We start from the raw sequence: 11,386 nt of genomic DNA on the forward strand, positions 1-11,386 counted from the left end.
GGGTCAACCTATTCCCCACGCGCGGGGAACGTGCACAGCGCGTCGGCGAAGATCGCCCGTCAACCGGGGGTAACCCCCGCGGAACTCGGCTTTTACAGGATCTACGCGCTTCTTGATGCCCTTTTTTGCCAAGTTCGCTCACATTGGCGATCCCACGTCACCGCGGACACGGAAAACAACCCTCTTATCGGTCTCCCCAACCAGCACATCGTGGGCTTAACTTATGTGCCATGACCTCCCCCCGCTCCACTTATGGTGGCGGCTACTACTCCGCCTCCTTCCCGGACACCCCGATCTACGACTCGCTCGTGGCCGAGCGGGGCACCCCGCAGATCGCCCCGATCCGGGTCCCCGCGGCCTACGACAGCCCGAGCAGCCATCTGCCCGCGCTGCCCTCGGCACTGCCGGCCCTGCCGGCCGCCCCCTCCCAGCCCTCCTACGGATACCCGCAGGCGCCGCAGCCCGCTCCGCTGCAACAGGCCCCCGCCGCGTACATCCCGCAGCAGGCCGCCGCGCCCCGCGGTTATCCCGGCCCGCAGCCCCAGCCGCCGCGACCCGCGTCGCCCATGGGCTACGAGGCGATGCGCCCCGCCGCGCCGCGCCCCGCCGCCCCCTCGTACCAGGACCCGTACAACAACCAGCAGTACCGCGGATACTGATTTCCCTTCCCGTCGGGCGGGTACCACCTGGCACGATGTCCGTATGGGGAACTTGGGGAACGCCGAACTGCTGTCCATTCACGTTCATCCGGTCAAGGCGTTCCGGGGCTTCGCGCCCCGGGAGGCCGTCGTGGAGCCCTGGGGGCTGACCGGTGATCGTCGCTGGGCGCTCATCGACGACGGGGGAAAGGTCGTCACCCAACGCCAGCAGCCACGTCTCGCCCTGGCCGCCGCCGAGCACCTGCCCGGCGGCGGCCTTCGGCTGTCCGCGCCCGGGATGCCGGACCTGACGGTGCCGGTGCCGAAGCCCGGCGTGACGACGACCATCGACGTCTTCGGGGACAAGGTCGAGGCCGTGCCCGCGGAGGACGCCGCCGTGCACGCCTGGTGCAGCGACTACCTCGGGGCCGCGGCCGCCCTGATGCACCTCGACGACCCGGCCACCCGCAGGCCCGTGGACCCGAAGTACGCGCTGCCCGGTGAGACCGTGAGCTTCGCCGACGGCTACCCGCTGCTGCTCACCACCACCGCCTCCCTCGCCGCCCTCAACTCGCTGATAGCCGAGGGCCGTCACGCGCACGAGGGCCCGCTGCCGATGAACCGCTTCCGGCCGAACGTCGTCGTCGACGGCACCGACGCCTGGGCCGAGGACCACTGGTCGCGCCTGGCCATCGGCGAGGTCACCTTCCGGGTCGCCAAGAAGTCCGGACGCTGCGTGGTCACCACCACCGACCAGGGCACCGCGGCACGCGGCAGGGAACCGCTGCACTCCCTCGGCCGGCACCGGCGCATCGACGGCAAGCTCGTCTTCGGCCAGAATCTGGTGCCGCTCACCGGGGGCACGGTCCGGGTCGGCGATCCGGTCCGCGTCCTGGCGTGATCCCGGAGGCCGGGAACCGCTGCCACCACCCTGTGCGTTGACCGTTTCGCGAGCGATTCGTGAGAGGCTCGGCGCGGGTGATGTCGCTCTCTCTTCGACCGGGATCGCGCGTGCGCGGCTCCACGGGGAGTTACCACGGAGCGGGAAGGGGGTGCGGGACGATGCGAGCGATCAGCGGGCTCTGGCGCTGGCGGCACAACCCGCTGTGCCGGCCGACCGATCTGGCCGAGGCATGGCTGGCGTTCTCCGCACTGCTGCTCGCCCTCGTCCTCGTCCCCGTCTGCGCGGCCCTGACCGGCACCGCCGCCCAAGAGGCCCTCCAGGAGTCCGTACGCGAACAGCGCGCCGCCCGCCACCCGGTGACCGCGACGGTCACCGCCGCGCTGGAGGACTCCCCGCTCAGCAGCGACCCGGAGGCCGCCGCCACCGGACGCGAGGTGCGCTCCCGCGTGCTCGCCGACTGGACCGCCCCGGACGGAACCCCGCGCCACGGCAAGGTCACCGCACGCATCGAGAACCCGCAGCCCGGCGACCGCTTCACGCTCTGGACGGACCGTCAGGGCCGCATGGTGGCCCGCCCGCTGGACTCCGCGACGGCCACCACCCATGCCGTGCTGGCCGGGGTCGGCGCCGCCCTGCTGACGGCCGGTCTGATCGAATCGGCCAGACGGCTGATCGTCTGGCGCATGGTCCGCCGCCGCTACGCCCGTTGGGACCAGGCATGGGACCGGGCCGGACCGGACTGGGGCCGGACCGGGACCGGCAGCTGACCGCCTTGCGCCTCTGGTCAACCGGCAAGCCGCACGCACGCTACGGTGGACCGGCCGGCTCTTCGGCGAAACCCGAGCGCACAGGCCTTCCGGGGGTGACCGGAGCGCCTTGGAGGCGACGAGCCATCAGTACGACCGAGGTGGGGGCACAGCAACGCCATGGCACAGGGCACGGTCCAGGTGACGCACACCGGCACGTCGCGGTGGCGGCGCCGCACGGGTGAGTACGCATCGCTCGCCGCAGCGCTTCAGGCCGCGGCGGACGGTGACGTCCTCACCGTCGCGCCCGGTACGTACCGGGAGAACCTCGTGGTGCAGCGCCCGGTGACCCTGCGCGGTCCCGAGGGCGCCCCCGGCTCGGTGCGGATCGCCCCGCCGGACGGAGTGCCGCTGACCGTGCGGGCCTCGGCGGTGATCCAGGACCTGCATGTGGAGGGCCAGGACGCGGCGGCACCCGCCGTGCTGGTGGAGGAGGGCACACCGGAGCTGGTGGACATCCGGGTCGTCACCCGCTCCGCTGCCGGGATCGAGGTGCGCGGCGACGCCCGCCCGACCGTGCGGCGCTGCACCGTCGACAATCCGGCGGGCATCGGTATCGCCGTGGTGGACGGCGGCGGTGGGGTGTTCGAGGACTGCGAGGTCGTCTCGGCCGGACAGTCCGGGGTCGCGGTCCGCGGCGGTGCCCACCCCCGCCTGGAGCGCTGCCGGGTGCACCACGCCTCGGGCTCGGGGCTGACCGCGACGGGGGAGAACTCCGCGCTGGAGGCGGTCGGTTGCGAGGTCTACGAGGTCCGGGGCAGCGGGGTGCAGATCACCGGCCGGGCCACCGGCCACCTCACCGACTGCGATGTGCACCGCACCACCGCGGACGGCGTCACCCTCGACACGGACGCGGTGCTCACACTCGCCGACTGCCGTATCCACGACATCCCGGAGAACGCGGTCGACCTGCGCTCCCGTTCGGTACTGACGCTGACCCGCACGACGGTGCGTCAGTTCGGGCGCAACGGCCTGTCGGTGTGGGACCCGGGCACCCGGGTCGACGCCAACCAGTGCGAACTCTTCGACAGCACCGGCGACTACCCGGCCGTGTGGGTCAGCGACGGCGCCACCGCCGTCCTGGACTCCTGCCGGGTGCACGACGTGCCGGACGCCCTGTTCGTGCTCGACCGGGGTTCGCGCGCGGATGTCGTCGACAGCGATCTGACACAGGTGCGCAACACCGCGGTCTCGGTCAGCGACGGCGCCACCGCCCAGTTGGACGACTGCCGGATCCGCGACGCGGCGACCGGCGCCTGGTTCCGCGACCACGGCAGCGGCGGCACGCTCGCCAACTGCACGCTGGACGGCGTGCAGACCGGCGTCATCGTCACCAAGGGCGCCGACCCCACCGTCGAGCGGTGCACGGTCGAATCCCCCGCGGAGGCCGGCTTCTACGTGTCGGCGGGCGGCCGGGGCAGCTTCCTGGGCTGCCGCGTCACCGGCAGCCAGGGCTACGGCTTCCATGTCATCGACGGCTGCCGTACGACGCTGCGCAAGTGCCGTACGGAGCGCTGCGCGCGTGGGGGTTACGAGTTCGCCGACGGCGGCCCGGACGCGGACGCCGGGACCGGGCCCGTGGTGGAGGACTGCACCAGCGACGAGAGCGCGGGTGTGCGCTCCCCCGCCGCCCCGCGCGAGACGGCCGTGCAGACGGCGAGCCAGTCGCCGGGCCTGCTCGGCGCGATCCCCGGCCAGCGCAGCACCGAACAGGAACCGCTGATCGCGTCCGAGCAGCCGGAAAGGCCGGTGCGCACCTCCAAGGCCGTGCTCGGTGAACTGGACGCGCTGGTGGGCCTGGAGAGCGTCAAGCGGGAGGTGCGCGCGCTCACCGACATGATCGAGGTGGGGCGGCGGCGCCAGCAGGCCGGCCTGAAGGCCGCCTCCGTCAAGCGGCATCTGGTGTTCACCGGCTCCCCCGGCACCGGCAAGACGACGGTCGCCCGCCTCTACGGCGAGATCCTCGCCTCGCTCGGGGTGCTGGAGAAGGGTCATCTGGTGGAGGTGTCCCGGGTCGACCTGGTGGGCGAGCACATCGGCTCCACCGCGATCCGCACCCAGGAGGCCTTCGACCGGGCGCGCGGCGGGGTGCTGTTCATCGACGAGGCGTACGCGCTCTCACCGGAGGACTCCGGCCGGGACTTCGGCAAGGAGGCCATCGACACCCTGGTGAAGCTGATGGAGGACCACCGGGACGCGGTGGTGGTGATCGTCGCGGGCTACACGGCGGAGATGGAGCGCTTCCTGTCTGTCAACCCCGGTGTGGCCTCACGTTTCTCGCGGACCATCACCTTCTGCGACTACAACCCGGAGGAACTGCTGCGGATCGTGGAGCAGCAGGCCGAGGAGCACGAGTACCGGCTGGCGCCGGGCGCCGCCGAGGCACTGCTGAAGTACTTCACGGAGCTGCCGAAGGGGCCCGCGTTCGGCAACGGCCGTACGGCGCGGCAGACGTTCGAGGCGATGGTGGAGCGGCACGCGAGCCGGGTCGCGCAGGTGGAGGAGCCGACCACCGACGATCTGACGCTGCTCTACGCGGAGGATCTGCCGGAGTCGTCCTGAGCGCGCGGGGCGGGCAGTGCGGGCCGCAGCCGGGCCAGCAGGTGTTCGCGTTCCTCGGCGAAGGCCGGGTCGGCCTGGTAGTCGGAGTGGCCGAGGATCGGCGCGGGCAGCGGGTGCCGCTCGGTGCGGCCGTAGGCGAGGGGGTCCTTGAGGGCGGGGCGGTCCACTTCGGGGCCGCAGGCGCCGGTGAGGCGCACGGGTCCGCCGATGGGGTCGGTGGGCCGGTGCAGATTGCGCCAGCAGTGCACGTCGTGGTGGAGGGCGCTGAGCGCGGCCGGGCCGAAGTGGGCGGGGAACCAGCGGCCGTAGAGGCGCTCCAGGGGTGAGCCGTAGGTGAGCAGGGCGACGCGTTTGCGGACGGCCGGCTCCAGTTGCCAGGCGGCGGCCGCGGCGAGGACGCTGCCCTGGGAGTGGCCGGAAAGCACCAGCCGCCCGCCGGTGGCCTCGGTCCAGGTGGCCATCCGCCAGGTCAGGTCGGGCACGGCGCGCTCGGCGTAGCAGGGCGGTGCGAAGGGGTGGGCGGCGCGCGGCCAGAAGGTGCCGACGTCCCACAGGATGCCGATGGTGCGGCGGGCGGAGGCGTCCTTGTAGGCGCGTCTGCCCCAGGTGACGAACAGTATGAAGCCGAGGCCGATCAGCCAGGAGCCGAGGGCCTGGGCGGTCTCGGCGGCGCCCTGCACGAAGGCGGGCGCCCGGTCACCGGCGTCGGCGGGGGTCTCGTCGGTGGTGAGCGCGCCCACCAGTGCTCCGGCGCCGAGGAGCAGGGTCGAGGTGGAGACGACGGCGACGAGGAGCGGGCCCCGGTCGGTGAGGGCGGCCAGGGCGCGGGTGCGGGCGATACGGCGGCTGCGCGTGCTGTCCAGGGGCTCGCCGGGGTAGTCGCGCTCCACGGCGTCCCGTTCGGCGCGGGCCCGGCGCCAGGTGCGCAGGCCGAGCCCCGCGCACAGCAGCAGGACCAGCACCAGCAGGGGCGGGATCACGGAGGCCTGCCAGGTGAGCAGGACCGGCGGTCCGGGCATCGCGGTACGGGTGCCGTCGAGCCAGTCGGCGACGCGCTGGGCGACGCCGCCGGACATCACCCCGCCGAGGGCGCAGGCCAGCAGGGCGACGGCGGGTCCGCCCAGGCCCCGCATCGCCGCGCGCGGGTCGGGGTGGGTGCGGTGCAGGACGTGGGCGAGTACGGCGAGGGTGATCACCAGCAGGCCCTGGACGAAGGCGATGGCGCCGAAGGTCTCGTCGCCGGGCAGCCGGCCGCTGGAAGCCCACTTCGGGCGCTCCCAGGCGGCGTACACCAGGGTGAGGGTCAGCAGGACGAGGGCACCGAGCGGGAGCCACCGTACGAGGGAGTTGTCGAGGTGCTGGTCGAGGCGGTTCTCGCTGCGGCCCCGGCGGCAGACCACCCCCACCACGACGGCCGCGGCGGCGAGCAGCAGGCCCTCCAGGAGGCGGCCGAGGAGGTCGAGGGCGGCGGGGCCGCCGAGGCGGTGGTCGAAGCGGGCCGCGGGCAGGCCCACCGCGGCGGCGACCGTGAGCAGGCCCGCGGCGGTGTGCGCGGCGCGCAGGCGGGCGACCAGGCGTCGGCCGTACCAGAAGCCGGGGCGGCCGAGTGCGGTGCGGTCGGTGGTCTCCTCGGGTTCCCGGACATGGGTGCGGGGCTCCTGGGACTCGTAGGCGCTCCAGGTGCGGTGGGAGAGGTACCAGAGCAGGCCGGTGAGGGCGGCCGGGACCAGGGCGGCGAGGGCGAGCCGGCGACCGGGCACGCTCCACCAGCCGTGGTGCGACACGTCGGGCGACAGGAAGCCCAGCCAGGAGTGGCGTGCGGCGCAGGCCTCGATGCCCGCGCACTGCCAGGCGGTGAGGTCGAGGGCCACCTCGCAGACGGCGGCGACCAGCAGCACGGTCAGGGTGAGTCCGGCGAGGCGGACCAGCAGGCCGTAGCAGCGCACCACGCGGGTGCGGCCGCGGGCGCTGGGGCGCATCCAGTGGGCGAGGTTGACCACCATGAACGGCAGGAGCAGCAGCCACAGGGCGCGGGCGCCGTTGCCGGAGGTGAGGTTGCACCAGACGTACGCCTCCGGGACCGGGCGGTCCCGGTAGTCCTCGGGGCGGGACTCGGCGTCCACGTCGTCGGCGCGGCGGAAGACGGCGGCGGTGTCGTCGCCGGTGATCCGTTCGGTGCGGGGATCGCCGAGCATCGCCTCGGGGGTCGTGCCGCCCACTCCGTGCACCAGGAGTTCCAGGGCGATGTCGGCTTGCTCGGGCCGCTTCGGGGCGGCCCCGGCACGTTCTGGCGCGCGCTCCACTGATTCGCACCTGCCCCCGTGACGAGCCATCGGCTTGTGTCCGTGCGGGCTCCAGGATGTCCGCTGGACGGCCTGCTCACACCTCTCGTCACGGAATCTCCCCGATCCGGGTGACATGCGGGGGCCCGATGATGCGAGAGTGACATGCGCGCGTCGGGGAAGTCGGTGGCGCGTGCCGTGGTACGGCGTGCGAGGATGGGACGTCCGCGCACCGGCCAGGGGAGAAACCGCCTCGTCGGAGCGGGCGCGCGGGGCGGGCGGAGCAGCGAGGGAAAGGAACCGGAGCGTACGTGAGTGAGAATCAGAACCTCCTCGCGGAGCAGCGGCGCGCCCTGATCCTGGACGAGGTCCGGCGGCGCGGCGGGGTCCGGGTCAACGAGCTCACCCGCAAGCTCGGCGTGTCGGACATGACCGTGCGCCGCGATCTCGACGCGCTGGCCCGGCAGGGCGTGCTGGAGAAGGTGCACGGCGGCGCCGTCCCGGTGGTCGAGGCGAGCACCCATGAGCCGGGCTTCGAGGCCAAGTCGGGTCTGGAGCTGACGGCGAAGGAGGACATCGCGCGGGCCGCGGCCGAGCTGGTGGCGCCGGGTGCGGCGATCGCGCTGTCGGGCGGTACGACGACGTACGCGCTGGCGCACCAGCTGGTGGAATTGCCGGATCTGACCGTGGTCACCAACTCGGTGCGGGTGGCCGATGTCTTCCATGTCGCGCAGCGCACCTCGGGCCCCCGCCAGGGCGCGGCCACGGTGGTGCTGACCGGCGGGGTGCGCACCCCGTCCGACTCGCTGGTGGGCCCGGTGGCCGACCAGGCCATCGCGGCGCTCCACTTCGATGTGCTGTTCCTCGGCGTGCACGGGATATCGCTGGAGGCCGGTCTGTCGACGCCGAACCTGGCCGAGGCGGAGACCAACCGCCGTCTGGTGCAGTCGGCGCGCCGGGTCGTGGTGGTCGCCGACCACACCAAGTGGGGCGTGGTGGGCCTGAGTTCGTTCGCGAAGCTGAACCAGGTGGACACCCTGGTGACGGACCGCGGACTGTCGGCCGAGGCGCGGGCGCAGGTGTCGGAGCAGTTGCGGCTGATCGTGGCGGGCGAGCCGGAGGACGCCGCAGACAGCTGACGCGGCGTCAGCTAGGGTGACACCTCCGGCCATCGCCGAAGGGGGTTGCGTCCATGCTCCGCCAACTGCGGCACGAAGAACTCGACTTCGTGCAAAACGCTCCGGTACGCCTGGTCTTCGCCCGCGAGATCGCCGCGCCTCCTGACGCCGTCTTCACCGCCCTCGCCGACGACGTGACCGGCTGGACGGACTGGTTCGCGGCGGTGACGCGGGCGGAGCCGGTCGAGGGCGGCTCGCCGGGGCGACTGATCCGGTTGCGGGGCGGCGTGCGGTTCACGGAGAGCGTGCTCGCGGCGGACCGGCCCGAACGGTACGCCTACCGGGTCGACGCGACCAACACGCCGGGGCTGCGCGCCCTGGTCGAGGAGTGGCGCCTGGACCCGGCCGGGACGGGCACCCGGGTGCGCTGGACGTTCGCGGCGGACGGACCGGCGCCGTTCAGGGGCCTGCTGAGGGCGGCGCGGCCCGGTCTGGGCCGGTCGTTCCGGGACGCGGTGACCGCGCTGGACCGGCGGCTCGCGAAGGGCTGAGTCAGTCCCGCCACTCGCCCGTGGTCAGCAGGGAGTCGATGGCCTCGGTGTACGGCTGGATGTCCAGTCCCTGTTCGGCCAGCCAGGTGTCCGAGTAGTACTTGTCCAGGTAGCGGTCGCCCGGGTCGCACAGCAGGGTCACCACACTGCCCTGCCGCCCCTCCGCCACCATCTCGGCGACGATCTTCAGGGCACTCCACAGTCCGGTTCCCGTGGAGCCGCCCGCCTTGCGGCCGATGGCCTGCTCCAGTGCCCGTACGGCGGCCACGCTCGCCGCGTCCGGGACCTTCATCATGCGGTCGATCGCGCCGGGCACGAAGCTCGGTTCCATGCGCGGGCGTCCGATGCCCTCGATCCGGGAGCCGCAGTCGCAGGTGACGTCCGGATCGCCGGTGGTCCAGCCCTCGAAGAAACAGGAGTTCTCCGGATCGGCCACGCAGATGCGGGTGTTGTACTGCATGTAGTGCACGTACCGGGCGATGGTCGCGGAGGTGCCGCCCGTCCCGGCCGTGGCGACGATCCAGGCGGGTTCCGGGTAGCGCTCCAACTCCAGCTGGCGGAAGACGGATTCGGCGATGTTGTTGTTGCCGCGCCAGTCCGTGGCCCGCTCCGCGTAGGTGAACTGGTCCATGTAGTGGCCGCCGGTCTCCACCGCGAGGCGGGCGGACTCCTCGTACATGGTGCGCGGGTCGTCCACGAAGTGGCACTGCCCGCCGTGGAACTCGATCAGTCGGCACTTCTCGGCGCTGGTCGTGCGCGGCATGACGGCGATGAAGGGCACGCCGATCAGCTTGGCGAAGTACGCCTCGGAGACCGCCGTCGAGCCGCTGGACGCCTCGATGACCGGGCGGTCCGGCCGGATCCAGCCATTGCACAGCCCGTACAGGAACAGCGAGCGGGCGAGGCGGTGCTTGAGGCTTCCGGTGGGGTGGGTGGACTCGTCCTTCAGGTACAGGTCGATCCCCCACCGCTCGGACAGCGGGAAGCGCAGCAGGTGGGTGTCGGCCGAGCGGTTGGCGTCCGCCTGGACCTTGCGCACCGCCTCTTTCAGCCAGCTCCGATAGGCGACGTCGGTGTGGTCGACGTCGAGGGTTGCGCCGGTCCGGGTCTGGTGGGTGGTGCTCACGACGGACTCCTAAGGTTGCGCGCCGAGGGTGCCCGGCGCGGCCGACGCCCCGATCATAGACACCTTGCACACGCTTCTCACCTGCATAAACACACCTTTGAGCGCCTCAAAGACCACCCTGGGGACAAGGCCGGAGGGCGCCGAGGGGGCGCATTCGGCCGAGTGCTCCGGCCCCGGGCGCCCCACACGGCGTACGCACTGGTGCACGACGCCTGGTGCGGGCAGACTGCACCGAGGGCGCACACTGGATCACGACACGTGCCGGACCTCGCCCGCTCAGGCCCTGGGGTTCCGGCAGACCGACACGCACAAGGGGGCGGGGCGACATGGCGGAGCCGGAGTTCACGGCCACGGGTGTGCGGATCGGGAAGCGGCTGCGCTCGCTCACCCGGGCCGGAAAGGTCCGGATCAGCGGCGGGCGGCTGGAGTTGCTCACCAGCTACGGCACCGAGATCGACAGTGCGCCGGTGCAGGCGGTCCGCGCGTCCAAGCCCTGGTTCGCCCCGGAGGACAAGGCTCTTGCCGACCTCAACGGCAAGCGGTACCTGCTGACCCTGGGCGACCACGACCCGGCGCCGGGCGAGCCCGGTCCGCCCGCGGCACGCCGGTTCATCGAGGCGGTGCGCAAGGCGGCGGGGCGTAACCGCTGACGTACGGCGAGTTGCGGCATCGCGGCCCCTGCGTCACGCTGGTCTCACGTCACTCAGGGTTTACCGGCGATAACGCTGCGAACCAGCCCGCCGGCCAAGACAGCAGGCGGCCGCTGTACGAGGGCATCTTGCTGGATCGATCCGAATCCCGTGTTCTTCCGGACCTCAAGTCGGGGAGTCGCAGCCGTGATCAGTCACCCAAGCAGGCACTGCACGGTGGAGCTCCAAGCCCTGCCGTCGCGGATCGGCCAGGTCCGCAGAATCCTTTCAGCGCAGTTGCGCTACTGGCATCTTGATCCCTTGATAGACCGGGCGGCGCTCGGTGTGACCGAGCTGTTGACCAACGTCCACCAGCATGCCCAGCCCGACAAGACGTGCACCGTGGAGATCGAGCTGCTGCTCGACCGGCTCATGGTCTCCGTGCGCGACCGCGACCCGCGTCTGCCGGTCGTGGAGGACATCGAGGCCGTCGCCCCGCTCGCGACCTGCGGTCGTGGCCTCGCGATGGTCGCCGCCGTCAGCGAGAGCTGGGGCGTGCGGCCGGACGGCGAGTCGGGCAAGGTCGTGTGGTTCACCCTGCCCACCCCGGCGTCGGCACGCGCGGCGGCCCGTCCGCCCCGGCGGGCGGCGCTGGACAAGCCCGGCCACGTCTTCACGGATCTCGGACCGCGTGTCGACCTGCGCCGGCCCGAACGCACTCCCGCCCGGTCGGCCGTTGCCGGCTGACCGGGCGGTGAGGGGGAGCCGGG

The 11,386-nt window shown here is 72.6% G+C and carries 10 protein-coding genes; 8 read left to right on the forward strand and 2 right to left on the reverse strand.

Translation table 11 applies throughout. The features are described from left to right. The first annotated feature begins 230 nt into the window (after positions 1-230). The 4 genes from GA0115233_RS08420 (at position 231) to GA0115233_RS08435 (ending at position 4,910) form a co-directional block, all read left to right on the forward strand. Positions 231-659, forward strand: coding sequence for a DUF6643 family protein (locus tag GA0115233_RS08420; protein WP_093719483.1), 429 nt, complete (start codon positions 231-233; stop codon positions 657-659). A gap of 52 nt (positions 660-711) precedes the next feature. Continuing rightward, positions 712-1,539 carry an MOSC domain-containing protein gene (locus tag GA0115233_RS08425; protein ID WP_093719502.1) on the forward strand — a complete coding sequence of 276 codons (828 nt, stop codon included), beginning with the start codon at positions 712-714 and terminating at the stop codon, positions 1,537-1,539. A gap of 161 nt (positions 1,540-1,700) precedes the next feature. Continuing rightward, entirely contained in the window at positions 1,701-2,309 is a 609-nt protein-coding gene (locus tag GA0115233_RS08430) for an Rv1733c family protein (RefSeq protein ID WP_093719484.1), read from the forward strand. Positions 2,310-2,468: 159 nt separating this feature from the next. Beyond that, on the forward strand, positions 2,469-4,910 hold the full coding sequence (locus GA0115233_RS08435; RefSeq protein WP_093719485.1) for a right-handed parallel beta-helix repeat-containing protein: 2,442 nt from the start codon (positions 2,469-2,471) through the stop codon (positions 4,908-4,910). Here GA0115233_RS08435 and GA0115233_RS08440 read toward each other — a convergent pair. Then, a complete protein-coding gene (locus tag GA0115233_RS08440) occupies positions 4,880-7,213 on the reverse strand; it encodes a hypothetical protein (RefSeq protein WP_093719486.1) in 2,334 nt (777 codons plus the stop codon). The two genes, GA0115233_RS08435 and GA0115233_RS08440, sit on opposite strands and share 31 nt — an antisense overlap. Positions 7,214-7,503: 290 nt before the next feature. On the opposite strand from GA0115233_RS08440, the gene GA0115233_RS08445 reads away from it, so the two are divergent. Beyond that, positions 7,504-8,331 (forward strand): DeoR/GlpR family DNA-binding transcription regulator, encoded by an 828-nt coding sequence (locus GA0115233_RS08445; RefSeq protein ID WP_093719487.1) that lies wholly within the window; start codon positions 7,504-7,506, stop codon positions 8,329-8,331. 53 nt (positions 8,332-8,384) lie between these two features. Then, positions 8,385-8,861 carry an SRPBCC family protein gene (locus tag GA0115233_RS08450; protein ID WP_093719488.1) on the forward strand — a complete coding sequence of 159 codons (477 nt, stop codon included), beginning with the start codon at positions 8,385-8,387 and terminating at the stop codon, positions 8,859-8,861. A gap of 1 nt (position 8,862) precedes the next feature. Here GA0115233_RS08450 and GA0115233_RS08455 read toward each other — a convergent pair whose 3' ends face one another. Next, positions 8,863-9,987 (reverse strand): PLP-dependent cysteine synthase family protein, encoded by a 1,125-nt coding sequence (locus tag GA0115233_RS08455; RefSeq protein ID WP_093719489.1) that lies wholly within the window; start codon positions 9,985-9,987, stop codon positions 8,863-8,865. A gap of 326 nt (positions 9,988-10,313) precedes the next feature. On the opposite strand from GA0115233_RS08455, the gene GA0115233_RS08460 reads away from it, so the two are divergent. Both GA0115233_RS08460 and GA0115233_RS08465 read left to right on the forward strand, forming a co-directional pair. Further along, positions 10,314-10,637 (forward strand): hypothetical protein, encoded by a 324-nt coding sequence (locus GA0115233_RS08460; protein ID WP_093719490.1) that lies wholly within the window; start codon positions 10,314-10,316, stop codon positions 10,635-10,637. Positions 10,638-10,823: 186 nt separating this feature from the next. Next, positions 10,824-11,363, forward strand: a complete 540-nt coding sequence (locus tag GA0115233_RS08465; protein ID WP_093719491.1) for an ATP-binding protein — start codon at positions 10,824-10,826, stop codon at positions 11,361-11,363. Positions 11,364-11,386 lie beyond the last annotated feature (23 nt).

This window comes from Streptomyces sp. DI166, from assembly GCF_900091315.1.
GTDB lineage: Bacteria > Actinomycetota > Actinomycetes > Streptomycetales > Streptomycetaceae > Streptomyces > Streptomyces fuscus.

Excerpts from the sequence above, each read along its gene's own strand:
- GA0115233_RS08420 (WP_093719483.1), top strand. The coding sequence starts at position 231 with ATGACCTCCCCCCGCTCCACTTATGGTGGCGGCTACTACTCCGCCTCC.
- GA0115233_RS08430 (WP_093719484.1), top strand. The coding sequence starts at position 1,701 with ATGCGAGCGATCAGCGGGCTCTGGCGCTGGCGGCACAACCCGCTGTGC.
- GA0115233_RS08435 (WP_093719485.1), top strand. The coding sequence starts at position 2,469 with ATGGCACAGGGCACGGTCCAGGTGACGCACACCGGCACGTCGCGGTGG.
- GA0115233_RS08450 (WP_093719488.1), top strand. The coding sequence starts at position 8,385 with ATGCTCCGCCAACTGCGGCACGAAGAACTCGACTTCGTGCAAAACGCT.
- GA0115233_RS08460 (WP_093719490.1), top strand. The coding sequence starts at position 10,314 with ATGGCGGAGCCGGAGTTCACGGCCACGGGTGTGCGGATCGGGAAGCGG.